The sequence below is a fragment of the Segatella copri DSM 18205 genome (assembly GCF_025151535.1).
In the GTDB taxonomy this organism is placed as follows: Bacteria; Bacteroidota; Bacteroidia; order Bacteroidales; family Bacteroidaceae; genus Prevotella; species Prevotella copri.
Genome location: NZ_CP102288.1, coordinates 1,947,595 through 1,963,599 on the forward strand (window position 1 = coordinate 1,947,595; position 16,005 = coordinate 1,963,599).

Below are 16,005 nucleotides of genomic sequence, written 5' to 3' on the forward strand. Positions count from 1 at the left end.
AATTACATGCAGTATACAACCGTACTCGATGCCTCTGACAAAAGTTTTGAGAGCATCATTCAAAATGCAATGGCCTTTGAAGACAGCAAAATACTTGCTGCCATTCAAAGTCGTGACTACGAGGAAAACGATGTCTATCTTTTCTGTACCGACCTCAAAATTAGCACCGCAAGATTGGAGAAAGAATACTTGGCGCTCAAAGAATTTGCCAAGGTTTTCAATAAACTCTACGCCACAAACTACAACCAGTGTTTCAATACAGCCCTTACTTTGAGTCGTAAACTGAGAAGCACTATTTCTAGCACCAAGAAAATATTCAGAAAAATGTGCCCTGTAGTCAGAAAAAACACAGCCTATACCAAGGAACAAAACATCAAACTATCTGTATTCGACCATTCATTTTTGACAGGACTTCCCTATAGCGAGGATATGTTTGGGTTAGAAAATTACCCTGAATGTGTAAAAGATCTTTGCTTGTCAGCAAGAAACTTTTTCCTCAAATTGACGGGCATCATGTTGCTTTGTCGTGAAATCATCCAAAAAGAAAGATATATTAGAACTCATCCTGACTTATGCAACAAGATTTACCAAGAAAACTATCAAGAAGTCGCAAAAAAATCGCACGACACGATTAACGCCTTCAAAAGTTTAGGAACAACGCTCCCCATAGATGCTATGTCTAAAAGAATACATGGCCCTAAATCTCTACAACAGGCTATCTGCGATTGCTTCCATGTATTCAATCCGAGCCAATTCCAGTTATTTGTCATTTTCGACACGATTGAGAAAGGGAAGAAAGCTGGACTCACTTGTGAAGAGTCTATCCTATGGCCTAACAACCATGACCTTGCAAAACAAGTAAGACTAGTAATAGAACACTTCGATGAACTCGACATAGAAGGGAGATATAATAAGAAACTAAATAAACATCACATCAAGGCGAAAGTTATTGTCATGGTGATGGAATGGGCTGGTATCATCGGAAGCGGCAAAGAAGCTAAATTTATCAAGTATTTCCAAAACACATATCATGGTAAATACCTGGTTCCAGCAGGCAACTCAGGTTCCAATGGCAGCAAAAATAAGTTTACAGAAGAAGAATACGCTCAGTTTGTAGAAAAAATCAAACCCATTATCAATAGTAAAAAAGAGAAGGCTGTTGCGATTCCGATTCATGTCACTGCATAAAATTATCTAGATATTTTGTCTTTATCGCTTCAAGATATGGATTGTTCGAGTAACGAGCAATCCATTATTTTTTTTACACATTACCACTACCTTCATCCCAATCTCTCATTATCTGTATCCAAATTACTATTTATCTGTATAATTCACCTACTTCACCATACACATCTCCAGAACCTATCCATTTATCGGACTTTCTAAAATACAGATATTTCCTTATCTCTTAGACAGATAGCCTAACTTACGAGACATAACGTAATTTGAGCAAATACAGTCGCGTATTTTTATTTTGAATACTTTTGCATTACTTTTGCACCCAGAAACCTTTATGGGATGCATACCATATTCTTTATGAGCACTGCGGAACAGAAGTCTCACGCCGTGTTGGTTTCATGCAGATGATGCCTAGGGTGACTTCGGGAAAAACACATCTGCCAAAACATTATGGAGAAGAAATATCTCTCGATGCAGCCTTTGCAAAGTTTGCAAGGTTTGCAAAACGTGCAAAGTGTGCAGTCTACACAAGCCGTGCAAGCTCCTACCCTCACCCCACTCGACCAGTGGCACGACAACTATGAGGTGATGGAGATGTTTCACATCAGTCAGCGTACCTTGCAAACGCTCCGTTCCAACGGCAAGCTGCCCTTCGCCAAGATGGGCGGAAGATGCTACTACAAGGAAAGCGACCTGCAACAACTCATGGAGGAATCCTACAGAGACAGCAGAGTGAAGCCTATGCCAAAAGACAAGGTTATGCCAAAGGTCGAGCAACCAGCAAAGGAAGGAGGCACACCATGCCAATGACCATTGACCAACTCCACGAGCATCGGATGCAATATTACCGACATCCCATCTCTAACGTGTTGAGCCACAACCGTGTGAGCATCTACCATCTTTGGACTTACATCACCAATCCTCTGCTCTACAAGCAAGCCACGGACACGCTCCGTGGCATTGCCGACGAGAAAGAGCGCAAGGCTTTCAAGGCAAAGGAATTTGACTACATCCTGGCAAGCGGCACCTTCAGCAGTCGCAACGACCAAGGTCTCATCCAGCACTCCAGTCTGCTCTGCATCGACATCGACCACATCGGTTACGAACAGGTGGAAGACCTCAAGCAGCAATTCATACACGATGAGGTGATGAAGGAAAACTTCGAACTGGAACTGGCCTTCCGCAGTCCTTCGGGTGATGGACTGAAGCTCATCGTAGCAATAGACTTGCAAGAGGCTGACCATGCCACTTGGTTTCTTGCTCTGCAAAACTACATTCGATTGAATTATGGAGTGGACATTGACCCTGCTTGCAAAAACGTGAGCCGAGCCTGTTTCCTACCCTACGACCGACATTGTTACGTGAACCCACTCGTATGCCCTTTTTAAGTGAAGAACGAAGAGTGAAGAAACAGCGTTCGGCGGCCGAAGGGAAAGCCAATTCAAATGCCTTTCAAATGGCATCATAACGTTATTAAAAACATCAAAAGTATAAGGAGATAACAATTATGACAACTAAGAAATCATTCAGCCCAAAGCAATGGGCTAACATCAATACTGCGGAACAAATCCGCACAGTGACCAGTCGTATCGTGGAGATGGGTATCGACATCACCGCAGGCTATAACCGTTGGCGCAACATCGCCTTTGGCATCTCGCTCGAAATGGGCGAGGAAGGCAGAAGCTTCTTCCACGACATCAGTCGATTCAATGCCGATTACAACCACAAGGAATGCGACAAACTCTATGACGACTGTATCAAGCGACTCAATTCCAACAGCAACCATTCTGGCATCAGCATTGCTTCTTTCTTCGGTTATGCCAAGGAAGCAGGGGTTAACATTACTATGGGAGTTGCTAACAGCACAAAAAACGCAATCTCTACAAACATTGCAAATGATGCAAACCTTGCAAACTCTGCAAATGATGCAAACACAGAAGAACCCATCCCTCTGCCAACCTTCAGCGACAAAGTAGCCACCAACTTGCCCCCAATCTTCAAGGACATCACAACCTTGGGCAAGACACCTACCGAGAAAGACATGCTCTTGCTTGCCTCCATCACCATTCTGAGCGGAGCCTTCCCAGAGGTCTTCGCCATCTATGATGACATGCGAGTATATCCTAACCTCTTCACCTTCATCGTGGCAAACGCTGCCAGCGGCAAAGGACGTACCTCTGCTTGCCTCAAGCTGGTGAGTCCTATAGAGCAAGAAATACGTGAGGCCAATAAACAGGAGGTGGACGATTACCAACAGCAACTCGCCGACCTGCATGCCTTGGGCAACAAGAAGTCCGCTGCCATGCCTATGCCCAAGGAACCGCCTTATCGCTCAATGTTGATACCAGCCAACTGTTCCTCTACTGCTATCTACCAAGCCCTCCACGACAACCACGACCAAGGCATCACCTTCGAGACTGAGGCTGATTCGCTCGCCAACACCCTCAAGAGCGACTATGGCAATTTCTCCGATGGTCTGCGCAAGGGGTTCCACCATGAGGACATCACCTATCGACGTCGCAAGGAGAACGAGCACGTGGAGATTCACAACCCTAAATGGACGGTCTATCTCACAGGTACACCAGGACAGGTGAACAACCTCATCCCTTCACCTGAGAACGGACTTTTCTCCCGCTTTCTTTTCATGAAGGTGGATATTCCTGCCAAATGGCACAACGTGTTCAGCAAGGCTAAGCGCACCATCGATGAGGAAATGGAAGCCATCGGCAAGCGTGTCTTCCGCATCCATCAGCATTTGGTTGCTAGCAAAAGCATGAAGCCAAAGACTGGTCAGTCCTACTCGAATGACATTCTGTTTGAACTGACTGATGCACAAGGTGAGCAATTCAACAAATACTTCGACAGCCTAGTGGAGGAATACAAGAACATGTTGGGCAGAGACTTTGTGGCAAGCATCTACCGACTGGGACTGAGCACCTTCCGCATCGCCATGGTTTTGAGTATCGCAAGATTGGAGGAAACGCTTTCCGAAAGTCCCACAACCTCCATCTCTGAGAATGCAACAACCTCCATTATTTGCCGAGACGAAGACTTGGACAATGCCATAACCATCGCTGACACACTGATGCAGCACGCCGCAAAAATCTTTGCCACGCTTATGCCAAACAAGGAGGAAGACGGAACATTGGGAATCAAACTAAGCCCTAAGAGCGAAAGACTCTTCGAGAACCTTCCCGACAAGTTCAATCGCCAAACGGTTCTTTCTATCGGAAAAAAGCTTGGCATTCCTCAGCGCACAGCCGAGAAATATGTAGGCGAATATGTCAACAAGCACGGTCTATGCAAACGAACAGGAAACGGCGAATATGAGAAGGTTAAGCAACAAAACGCAGACGAGCGCAGCCTCCTACCGATGCTTGGAAAGTGCTGAAAAAAGTAGTATCTTTGCAATGTGGTTAGGAAACGAGGGCTACGGACCATGATTTAGCTCAACGGCGACAAGACTTGCTCCGTACCCTCTCCGTACCTGCTCCGTACCAAGTCTATACATGCTCCGAGAAACTTAGTTTTGAGGGGATAAAGATAGAATTCATTTAGTGTTTAACAATTTAATATTAAAGAAAGGAACAAGATTATGGGAAAAATTAAACAAGGTATCCTTGGTGGATTCAATGGAACCGTAGGAACAGTAGTTGGTGGTAGTTGGAAGGGCATGGCTTACATGCGTGGCAAGGCCCAGAGTATCAAGAACCCTCGTACCGAGAAACAGATGTCACAGCGCATCAAGTTTGGTATGGCACAGAAGTTTGTCAAGGTGATGACAGCCTATTTGAAAGTGGGTTTCCGCAACTACACCCAGCATCAGACAGCCACCAACGCGGCCATGAGCCACACCGTGCGCAACTGCATGGCAGGCAAGTATCCCGCCTTTGGTATCGACCCTAGCAAGGTATTGGTGAGTAGCGGTTCCTTGATGCCTGGCCGTTTCTGCACGGTGAAAGTGGCAAGCAACGTGGCGACCTTTTCCTGGGAGGACAACTCTGACGAGAGCCACGCCAGCATCGACGATTTCGCCATGCCTCTCGTCTACAATTTCACAAAGGGCGAGGCAGTATTCACCACCGAAGATGCGAGTCGTATAGATTGCAAAACTGTGTTGAAACTCCCTGCCGATTGGTCTGACGACCTTCTCTCCTGCTACATCGCCTTTGCCTCTGTGCAAAACTCAAGCGTGAGCAACTCTGTGTATGTAGGCGACGTGAAGAGCGATGGCAGTGTGGAGCAAGGTGCCAACGGCATCCTCTACAACGACGGTGTCATCGACAAGAACAAGCCAAACGAGGGTTCTAACAAGGGTGACAATGGCGACAGCAGCACTACCACCCCAACAAATCCTAGCGAAGGAAGCGGTGGCGAAGGTCTAGAGTAACCTCATTTCTAAACAAAAGGCAGACTAAAAAGTCTGCCTTTTTTGTTATCTTCATCCTTCTATCTGCGTATTTGGCCAATTCACCAGATATAGCATCTCTGTGGCTCGTGTAAATGCAGTATAGAGCCAGTGGATATAATCGGGAGTAAGCATTTCATCCGTCATATAGCCCTGGTCTACATAGACATGCGACCACTGTCCACCCTGCGCTTTATGACAGGTAACGGCATAGGCAAACTTCACTTGCAGAGCATTGAAATACGGGTCTTGCCGGATTGCCTTCATACGGTCTGCCTTCAGGGGTATGTCCTGATAATCCTCCTCTATCTTATGGAAAAGCTGCTCTTGCTGATCATGGGTCAAAGCAGGAGCCTCACTCGTCAAGGTATCCAGCAATACCGTAGCCTCCAGTTCATAATTATCATAATCGGGAAATTTCAACAGAAGGGTGGCAAAATGAAAGCCGTAGAGGTCGATGCGACGGCTCACCTTCATCACCTTCGCTCTATCACCATTCGCAAGAAAAGCAGGAATCTCATGACTTGGAACTTCGTTACTTTGAACTGTAGGATTAGCTAAAGTATTAAATTTTTCACTCTTCACTTTTCGTTCTTCACTTAATTGCCTTTCCTTTATCTTCTTCCTCTCCTCCTCCATCCAATAATAATTGTTCTTCACAATCATCAGCATGTCGCCACTCTCCAGTTCCTCTTCCCTATCAAGCACCATGTTGCGAATGCCCTGGTTGAAGATGTTGGCGCGCTTGTTGCTACGAGTCACCACAATGGTATCGTCAAGTCCTACATGATGATAACTGTCGCCAAGCGCCTCGATGAGTTCTGCGCCCGGCATTTCCCTGATATCCGAGAAACCGGAGAAACGGATTTTAGGCAGCTGGGTAATGTCATCGTGGGTAATCATCTGACGGATGCGGGTAGCATTAAAGAGAATACCCGACTGCTGACTCTGACGGACTACTTCGTTCAAATCGCACTCATAAACCGACAGTCCATATCCCTGGAGCATCGCAGCAGAAAGGGCTGGTGATTCTTCCTCACCAACAGGAGGCAACTGTGCCTTATCGCCAATCAGCAAAAGTCGGTCATTACGTCCCTGATACACAAAATGAATCAGATCATCTAGCAGACAACCGCTGCCAAAGGTGGTTCCGCCCAATCCCAGATTGGCAATCATCGAAGCCTCATCCACCATGAAAAGCGTATCAGTATAGAGATTATCATTGAGATTGAACTGTCCATCCACTCCGGCAAACGCCTTTTCGCGATAGATGCGGCGATGAATGGTATAGGCAGGCATCCCGCTGTTCAGAGAGAAAACCTTAGCCGCCCTACCCGTAGGAGCAAGGAGCATCACCTTCTGGCGAACAGCACGGAGCGTACGGACGATAGCACCCGAAAGCGATGTCTTACCGGTACCCGCACTACCCCGGAGAATCATCACAGCATGAGGATTACTATCCGTCATAAACTGCACGAAAACATCGAGTGCTTGAGCCTGTTCTGGGGTTGGCGGAAAGCCAAATTGCTGTAATATCTGATATTTTAACTCTTCAATGTTCATATTTCGAAAACTTTTAGTATCTTTGCAGAAAATTTACTGCACCAATTTGCTGTGCAAAAGTAATAATACTTTTTGAAATGAGAAAAAGAATAAAGAATAATTATATTTTGGGAGCATGCGTCATCATCATGATGCTACTCTGTATTCTGAGTGTAAGCCAGCCCCTCCGCTTCCAGAAAGCCATGGCTAGCAGAGAAGCAGAGGTGAAGGAGAAACTGATGCTGATACGTCAGGCTGAAGAGAAATACAAGGCGAAACATGGCGTATATACAGGCGATTTTCCGACACTGGTAAAAGGCAAGTTCTTACAGGAAGATGCCCAATACATTCCCTATGCAGACGGTAAGAAGTTTACACTTGCTGCCACGGTTATCGTAGGGAAAAGCGGTAAGCAGATTCCAGTGATGGAATGTGGGGCCGGTTATGAGACCTTCCTCGACGGACTCGATGAAGGTTCCATCCAGCAGAAGATAGAGGAGGCCAACTATGCCGGCAACTATCCCGGACTCAAGATAGGCGATTTAACGACAGATAATAACAACGCAGGTAATTGGTAACAGATATGCAAATAAAAGGTAACAACATTCAGCAAGCACGACTCACCATCCGCGTGAGCAGAAACACCCTCAGTTTTTCGGTAGTTGACCGTGAAGCTGAGCATCAGCTCATCTATGAACCTTACACAGTAAAGAGTGGTGTTTCGATGGCAGCCAACTTGCGTCAGGCTTTCAAGGAGAGTACTCTCCTGCAGCGGGGATACCAGAAGGTACGCGTATATCTCGATTCGCCTATCCTGCTGGTTCCTATCGAAGAATTTCATGAAGAGGATATCGATGTGCTCTATCAGCATGCCTTCAACAGTCATAACAGCGATGCCATTCTCTACAGAGTGCAGCCGGAACTGAATGCGGTAGCGGTATTCCCTATCAACAAGGATTTGAAGATGGTGGTAGAAGACAACTTCAAGGATGTCCGCTTCACACCTATCATGCAACCCATGTGGCACTATCTGCATCATCGCAGTTTCACCGGCATTCACCGCAAGCTCTATGTTTATTTCCACGACAAGAAGCTGGACGTTTTCGGTTTCGAGAAGAACCGTTTCAAATTCTTCAACTCGTTCAATGCCGAGCATGCCAAGGATGCCCTCTATTTCATTCTCTATGTATGGAAGCAGTTAGGATTCAACCAGATGCAGGATGAGTTGCATGTATCAGGCAATGTTCCTGATAAGGATTGGTTCCTCTACAACACGAAACTCTATATCAAGAAGACCTTCATTCTGAATCCTGCCGCCGAATTCAACCGTGCGCCCATCACAGAGATTAAAGGTCTGCCATTCGATTTGATGGCGCTGTACCTAAGTAAGTAAGACAAGAGTTGATAGTTAAAAGTTGACAGTTAAGAATTCAACAGAATAGCTTATCATAAAGTGCAATGTTCAACATTCAAAGTTCAAAGTAAATATGAGAATCATAACAGGACAATATAAGGGACGCCATTTCGACATTCCACGTTCGTTTAAGGCGCGTCCGACAACAGATTTTGCAAAGGAGAACATCTTTAATGTTCTGCAGGGATATATTGATTTCGAAGATACCTCTGCCCTCGACCTTTTTGCCGGTACGGGCAGCATTTCGCTCGAACTGGTATCACGAGGCTGCAGCCGGGTAATCAGCGTAGAGGCCGACCGCGATCATGCCAACTTCATACGCCAATGTTTTCAGAAGTTGGGCGAAGACAAAGATATTCTGATTCGTGGTGATGTATTCCGTTTTCTGAAGACCTGCAAGCAGAAGTTTGACTTTATCTTTGCCGATCCTCCATACGCCCTGAAGGAGTTGCCGCAGATTCCTGACCTCGTTCTGAATGGAGACTATCTCAACGAAGGAGGCATCTTCGTCTTTGAACATGGCAAAGACTATGATTTTTCCGAGCATCCACGATTTCTGGAGCACAGAAGTTACGGAAGCGTAAACTTCTCAATATTCAGATAAAAAAAGGGAGTGAGAGGGAAGTTAAGGGAAGTGAGAGGGAAGTTAAGGGACAAATGCTCTACGTTTTACACCAGAAAACTGTTGTCCTTTAACTTCCCCTTCACTTCCCTTCACTTCTCTTCACTCCCCCTCCTTTACAGCAGCGGCGAGAGTAATCTTACCGTACTCTCGAAAAGACGTTGCCGGAACGGACGTTTTACGAAATAAGATACATCATCTACCAGGATACTCTTCGCCTCATCCCGCAGATAGACAGCCTTCACGCGCTGCGCCATCCCCTCATCAAAGAAGAACGCATTCGCTTCGAAATTATTCTCAAAACTTCGGAAGTCAATATTCGTACTGCCTATCGTACAGAGATTATCATCACTCACCAGCAATTTACTATGATTAAAGCCTGCCGTATAGAGATAAACCTTTACGCCAGCCTCTATCACCTCCATCACATACGAACGCGATGCCCACTCTACCAGTTTGGCATCAGCATGATGGGGCAACATCAGACGGATATCCACACCCGCCAAAGCTGCTGTTCTCATGGCAAACAATACAGGTTCGGTTGGCAAGAAATAAGGCGTTTCCATATACACATACTTCTGGGCCTGAAGCAGGATGCGGACATAGCCCTGCATGATATCAGGCCAAGGACTGATAGGACTGCTCGTAACTATCTGTACGAGACAATTGTTGTGGATATGCGTACTGACCGGCGGATAATACTGGCGACTGGTAACCAACGTACGGTCTACGAAATACCAGTCTACCAGAAAGGCTCTCTGAATGGCGTAAACGCCACCGCCCTCTATACGGAGATGCGTATCGCGCCAAGCCTGTTTCTTATCACCCTTCACATAGCGTAGAGCTATATTCATGCCGCCGATAAAGCCCACCTTACCATCTATGACACAGAGTTTGCGGTGGTTACGATAGTTTACCTTACTCGTAAAAGCCGGAAAGCGGACTGGCATGAACGAATGTACATCAATGCCTGCATCACGCATACGTTCAAAGAATTCATCCTTCACCTTCCAGCAGCCTACATCATCATAAATCAGTCGCACCTCTACTCCCTGCTCCGCCTTATCAATCAAGGCATCAGCTATCAGATATCCCAAGGCATCGGCTTCGAAGATATAGGTATCGAGATGAATATGATGCTTTGCCTGTCCTATATTATATAATAAGGTAAGGAAGAAATCATAGCCATCAGTATAAATATCCACCTGATTATCTTTAAAAGGCAGCGCCCAACTCTGGTTGGCAAAGAGATTCATCAGCGGTTTATTGCTGTCTGGCAGGTGAAGATTCTCCTGCTCTACGAACTCGAGCATGGAGCGCTTGGTGAGCTGGTCCATGCTGCGGTCGCTGATAAGCCGTTCCTTGCGGGTATTCTGTCCGAAGAAAAAATAGAAGATGATACCCACAAAGGGGATGAAGAAGAAGACCAATATCCATGCCATCGTCTTGGCGGGCTGACGATTGTCCATCAAGACGGTAATGATAGCCGGAACGGTTATCACGACATAAAGCAACAGATATATCCAGTGAAAATAAATCATATAGCATTTCTCCTTTTAAATCTCTAATACTTCATTACAGAGTTCCTCCCCACAGGACAGGAGTTCCGGTTAATTGAAGATATTGTTTGCCTGACTCGCCAGAAGCGTGTTCATCTGCTTGAGTTTCATAAACTCCTGCAGCAGTTCACGATTGGTCGGATTCCTGGCAAACTCCTGCTGTACCTCAATAATACGCTGAGCAATATAATGAGTACGGAAGCTCAAGATGTCTTTAAAGACAAACTGACGGAGCTTATCGGCACTCATCTTCATCTGCAGACTAGCCGTAGATACCTCCTGGTCACCTGTAGGCAAACCTGCCAACCTGCTGATTTCCGGATTCGGATGATTGGCAAAATAAGTTTCGGCGACAAAATCATCTTCTTTTTCGAGATGCTCCACAGCCTCCTGCATAATCTGATTATATAAATCATTATGAAACTTAAAGCCATCTCCACCCAAATCAAGACTGATATACTGGGCCACAGCTACCTCCACATCATTTCCGTCTACATCCTGTACCGTGATGAGCTGGTCGCCATGATGAATAATCAACTGTACCAGAAGTCCTTCTACTTCCAGAAGTTTATCCAGTGGGGTAACCGCTCTCATCACCGATTGCGCCTGCTGCGCTGCCGCTACAGTCGAATCTTTCAATCCCGCAGCACGTCGCTCGGCCTTTACCTGCTCACTCATACCGTTGCGCACAAAATTATTCAAGGCATTCACGATAATTGCCTCGTTCACGCCCAAACGGTGAGAACAGTCGGTGATATAAGAAGCGCGCGTTATCTGATTCTTGATTTTCGAGATGCTCTCTACAATCGAATTGATAGCCTGGCTTCGCTTTACAGGGTCTGTCACGCCGCGTAGCAGAATATCGGTCTTAAACTGTATGAAGTCGGTCTGATTCTCCTGAATATATCTTCTGAATTCCTCTGCCGAATGACTGCGGGCGAAACTGTCAGGGTCATTACCATCAGGGAGGAAGAGCACCTTTACGTTCATCTCTTCTTCGAGCAACATATCGGTACCTCGCAGCGCAGCATGAATACCCGCATTATCGCCGTCATAGAGAAGAACGATATTACTGGTAAAACGGTGCAGCAATCTAATCTGATGCACGCTCAGCGCTGTACCCGAGTTAGCCACCACATTTTCGATGCCACACTGATGCATCGAGATAACATCGGTATATCCTTCCACCATGAAGACACAATCCTCCTTGGCTATCGCCTTCTTGGCCTGATAGAGTCCATAGAGTTCGCGCTCCTTATGATAAATAACACTATCAGGCGAGTTGACATATTTCTGGCTGACGCCCTTGGTTCTGCTGTCGAGAACTCGTCCGCCAAAAGCTACCACCTTGCCGCTCACGCTGAACCAGGGGAAGATGGCTCTGCCCGAGAAACGGTCAAGAATCTTATCCTCACCCGACTTATTGCCGGCTTCGTCCTTATCCACCTTGAAGCAGAGTCCCGTATCAACCAGATATTTCGGATTATAGCCAGCCGCCTTAGCCGCTTCAGCAAGAGCAGTACGCTTAGGGAGCGCAAAACCCAACTGAAATTTTCTGATGATATCATCCCTGAAACCTCTTCCTCGGAAATAAGCCATACCGATAGCGATACCATCCACATCATGCAAGAGAATATCCTGAAAATATTTCGCCGCCCAATCGTTGACGATAAACATGGATTCTCTTTCGCTCTCGCGCTGTTTTTCTTCATTGGTCAGTTCCCGTTCCTGAATCTCTATTTTATATTTCTTGGCGAGCCAGCGAAGAGCATCGGGATAGGTCATCTGTTCCAGTTCCATCAGAAAGTTGATTGCATTACCTCCCTTTCCGCAGGTAAAACAATGACAGATACCTCTTGTTGGAGATACAGAGAAAGATGGATTGGAATCGTTATGAAAAGGACACAAGCCGACATAATTGATGCCACGCTTCTTGAGCGTAACAAATTCAGATACCACCTCTTCTATCTTGGTGGCATCCATAATTTTTGCTATCGTCGGTCTGTCTATCATTATATATATTCTTTTTTCTGTTTTTACTATGCAAAATTACTATTTTTCTTTGAAAACACAAAGAGAAACGGACAGAAAAGTAAAAATGAAACATATTAAAAACTAAAGATTACATAAAATAAAGTATATCCGGATAGTTTTGGCTACCTTTGCAACCGGCAAAAACACATTGCTGACAATCAGATAAAATAACAACAAGATAAATAAACATGAAACTAAACAACATCAAGCAAACATTCCTGGCTGGCGCTGCCCTGCTCTCAACAATCAGCATGAGCGCCGCCGACAGATTTGTAGATTTCAAGCAAGGAGACTTGCTGCTGAATGCCAATAACCGGGTAGAAATCTACATGGACACCAACGACTGCAAAGGAGTGAGCTATGCTGCTCATGCCCTGCTGCAAGATATCAAAAGTGTGAGTGGAGCAACAGCCACCCTCACCTCGGATGCCGGTTTTCTGAAAAAAGCCGACACAGCCCGACCAGCTATCCTCGTAGGCACCATCGGCCATTCAGCAGCCATCGACCAACTGGTGAAACAGAAGCGCATCAACGGAAACCTACTGAAGGGCAAACGTGAAAAGTTTATCATCACGCTCATAGATGGTCAGCTCGTCATTGCTGGCAGCGACCGCCGAGGCACCATCTACGGCATCTACGAACTCTCGCAGCAGATGGGCGTATCGCCTTGGTATGACTGGGCAGACGTGCCTGTAGAGCACCACGATTCTATTTTCGTAAACAAGGGTATCTATACAGATGGCGAACCAGCCGTACGTTATCGCGGCATCTTCCTCAACGATGAGGCACCTTGCCTAACGTCATGGGTAAAGAACACCTACGGCACCGGATATGGCGACCACCGTTTCTATCAGCGCGTCTTCGAACTGGTATTGCGACTGAGAGGTAACATGATGTGGCCTGCCATGTGGGGTTGGGCTTTCTACGCCGATGACCCGGAGAACGAGAAGACGGCAGATGAAATGGGCGTAGTGATGAGTACTTCCCATCATGAGCCGATGGCCCGCAACCACCAGGAATACGCCCGCAACCGAAAGGGATGGGGACCATGGAACTATCAGAAGAACAAGACAAACCTGCAGAAGTTCTTCCGTGAAGGCATTGAGCGAATGAAGGGAACTGAACAGATTGTAACCATCGGAATGCGCGGCGACGGCGATGAAGCGATGAGCGAAGAGGCAGATACGAAACTGATGACCAACATCATCAACGACCAGCGTAAGATTATCGCTGACGTAACCGGCAGAAAGGCTAGCGAAACCCCACAGGTTTGGGCACTATATAAAGAGGTATTGGATTACTACGACAAGGGCATGAAGGTGCCTGATGACGTAACCCTCCTGCTCTGCGATGACAACTGGGGTAACGTGCGCCGTGTGCCGAATGCCAAGGAACGCAAGCACAAAGGCGGTTGGGGCTTATACTATCACGTAGATTACGTAGGTGCTCCAAGAAACTCAAAGATGCTCAACGTTACTCCTGTGCAGAATCCTTGGGAGCAGTTGACGCTTGCTTACGAGAATGGCATCGACCGTCTCTGGATTCTCAATGTGGGCGACCTCAAGCCGATGGAATATCCTATCAGCCAGTTTATGGACATGGCTTGGAATCCACGTAAATACGATGTAAACAACATCACCCGCCATACCCGCGACTGGTGCGCACAGCAGTTTGGTGAATCGCAGGCCGATGAAGCTGCCCGCATTCTGAACCTCATCTGCAAGTACAACGGCCGCTGCACCCCAGAGATGCTCAACAAGAACACCTACAGTCTGGAAAACGGTGAATGGCAGGAGGTGGTAAACCAGTATCTCCAGCTCGAAGCCGATGCGCTGCGCCAGTACAACAGTCTGCCGGCATCCTATCAAGACGCCTATCGTCAGATCATCCTCTTCCCTATCGAGCTGATGAGCAATCTGCATCAGATGTACTTTGCCCAGGCACAGAACCACGCCCTCTACAAGCAGGGCAATCCGAAGGCGAATGTATGGGCAGATGAATGCGAGCGCCTCTTCAAGCGCGATTCACTCATCTGCGACTATTACAACCATAAGATGGCTGGCGGCAAGTGGAACGGAATGATGACCCAGAAGCATATCGGCTATAAGAGTTGGAATGATGATTTCGAGAAAGATACCTGTCCGGAGCTTCTCCGTATTCCATCTTCCGAAGCTCCAGTCATTGCCGAACACAACGGCGTGGTAGAAATCGAAGCTCCTTACTATAGCAGCAAAACGGATGCTGCCGAGGCTAAATGGACAGAGATTCCATTCATGGGCAAAAGCGTATCGGGAATGACTCTGATGCCGTATACCAAGAGTGTAAAGGGAGCTAGCATCACTTACAAGTTTAAGATGCAAGTTAGCAAAACTTCGGATGGCAAGGCATTTAACGGCAAGCAGAAGGTTCGCATTCATGTGATTACCAAATCAACCTTGGATTATCTCAACAAGGGCGGCTTAACCTATGGTATAAGTTTAGATGGCGCTTCTCCTGTAGAGGTTAACTTCAACAAAGATTTGAACGAGAAGCCGGAGAACATCTACAATATCTATTATCCAACGATAGCCACTCGCATCGTGGACAAGGTGATAGAGCTAGAGCTGTCAGCCTCATCCGATGGCATCCACAGCCTCACCCTCACTCCTAACGACCCAGCCATCGTCTTCGAGAAAATCGTGATTGATGGAAGAGAAGGAAAAAAGAGAGTCAAGGTGATTTAGGCTGGCTGCATACAAACCTGCCAGCTTACATACGTTGAATAACTATTTATCCGGAATTTACAGTGATGTAAGATCAGAAATCCCCAGCCTTTTTTCTCAAGCAGGCTGGGGATTAGACTCTCCTGTCAGATGAACATTTTTATACATAACTTTCGCATGTGGGAAAGTTAAGGGAAGTAAGAGAAATGATATTCTTGTATGACTTATGCTTAGACATTATTATATTTGAATTTGTCAGACGCTGTCTAGAATATTTAATTAGTCTTTATTCATCTTGTACTCTTTTATTAAACATTTCTTCGCACCAATCAATATGTTTATCGTAGATTTTTTCTTGTTGATATTCTCAAACAGCGAACTTCTGTTATAGTCTCTCACGTCTGTATGAACAAAAGAAGCACATGCCTTAACGACATCAGCAGGATTGCCAACATTTATGACTCCGAAATAAGAAGAATTGCCCATACGAGAACTTCTTTGTATCAGTAGTATCAATGTCATCTATCACAAGAATCTCATTCTTG

12 protein-coding genes are annotated in these 16,005 nt (G+C 46.2%); 9 read left to right on the forward strand and 3 right to left on the reverse strand.

Annotation, left to right across the window (positions count from 1 at the left end; all coding sequences use genetic code 11):
- Positions 1-6: 6 nt before the first annotated feature.
- The 5 genes from NQ544_RS08300 to NQ544_RS08320 all read left to right on the forward strand — a co-directional run bounded on the left by NQ544_RS08300 (position 7) and on the right by NQ544_RS08320 (position 5,569).
- Entirely contained in the window at positions 7-1,188 is a 1,182-nt protein-coding gene (locus NQ544_RS08300) for a hypothetical protein (protein ID WP_006847088.1), read from the forward strand.
- Positions 1,189-1,629: 441 nt separating this feature from the next.
- Complete coding sequence (locus NQ544_RS08305; protein WP_006847087.1) at positions 1,630-1,989, forward strand: helix-turn-helix domain-containing protein; 360 nt, start codon at positions 1,630-1,632, stop codon at positions 1,987-1,989.
- Complete coding sequence (locus NQ544_RS08310) at positions 1,980-2,567, forward strand: BT4734/BF3469 family protein (RefSeq protein WP_167529920.1); 588 nt, start codon at positions 1,980-1,982, stop codon at positions 2,565-2,567. Before NQ544_RS08305 ends, NQ544_RS08310 begins: the two co-directional genes overlap by 10 nt.
- 119 nt (positions 2,568-2,686) lie before the next feature.
- The gene (locus NQ544_RS08315) at positions 2,687-4,570 is read left to right on the forward strand and encodes a DUF3987 domain-containing protein (RefSeq protein WP_006847085.1); all 1,884 of its coding nucleotides are present in this window, start codon (positions 2,687-2,689) and stop codon (positions 4,568-4,570) included.
- Between the two features lie 204 nt (positions 4,571-4,774).
- Positions 4,775-5,569: a DUF6266 family protein gene (locus NQ544_RS08320; RefSeq protein ID WP_006847084.1), complete on the forward strand. Its 795-nt coding sequence runs from the start codon at positions 4,775-4,777 to the stop codon at positions 5,567-5,569.
- Between the two features lie 51 nt (positions 5,570-5,620).
- Here the strand turns inward: NQ544_RS08320 and NQ544_RS08325 are convergent, their stop codons facing one another.
- Positions 5,621-7,150 carry an ATP-dependent DNA helicase gene (locus NQ544_RS08325; protein ID WP_006847083.1) on the reverse strand — a complete coding sequence of 510 codons (1,530 nt, stop codon included), beginning with the start codon at positions 7,148-7,150 and terminating at the stop codon, positions 5,621-5,623.
- 77 nt (positions 7,151-7,227) lie between these two features.
- Here NQ544_RS08325 and NQ544_RS08330 point away from each other — a divergent pair, with 77 nt between their 5' ends.
- From NQ544_RS08330 to NQ544_RS08340, 3 genes are all read left to right on the forward strand, one after another.
- Positions 7,228-7,707, forward strand: coding sequence for a hypothetical protein (locus NQ544_RS08330; protein ID WP_006847082.1), 480 nt, complete (start codon positions 7,228-7,230; stop codon positions 7,705-7,707).
- A 5-nt stretch (positions 7,708-7,712) separates the two neighbouring features.
- Positions 7,713-8,522: a DUF3822 family protein gene (locus tag NQ544_RS08335; protein ID WP_006847081.1), complete on the forward strand. Its 810-nt coding sequence runs from the start codon at positions 7,713-7,715 to the stop codon at positions 8,520-8,522.
- 94 nt (positions 8,523-8,616) lie between these two features.
- Positions 8,617-9,147, forward strand: coding sequence for an RsmD family RNA methyltransferase (locus NQ544_RS08340; RefSeq protein WP_006847080.1), 531 nt, complete (start codon positions 8,617-8,619; stop codon positions 9,145-9,147).
- 134 nt (positions 9,148-9,281) lie between these two features.
- On the opposite strand, the gene cls is transcribed toward NQ544_RS08340, so the two are convergent.
- Both cls and dnaG read right to left on the reverse strand, forming a co-directional pair.
- Positions 9,282-10,706, reverse strand: a complete 1,425-nt coding sequence (cls, locus tag NQ544_RS08345) for a cardiolipin synthase (protein ID WP_006847079.1) — start codon at positions 10,704-10,706, stop codon at positions 9,282-9,284.
- A 69-nt stretch (positions 10,707-10,775) separates the two neighbouring features.
- The gene (gene dnaG / locus NQ544_RS08350; protein WP_006847078.1) at positions 10,776-12,737 is read right to left on the reverse strand and encodes a DNA primase; all 1,962 of its coding nucleotides are present in this window, start codon (positions 12,735-12,737) and stop codon (positions 10,776-10,778) included.
- A 209-nt stretch (positions 12,738-12,946) separates the two neighbouring features.
- On the opposite strand from dnaG, the gene NQ544_RS08355 reads away from it, so the two are divergent.
- Entirely contained in the window at positions 12,947-15,481 is a 2,535-nt protein-coding gene (locus NQ544_RS08355; RefSeq protein ID WP_006847077.1) for a glycosyl hydrolase 115 family protein, read from the forward strand.
- The last annotated feature ends 524 nt before the right edge of the window (positions 15,482-16,005 follow it).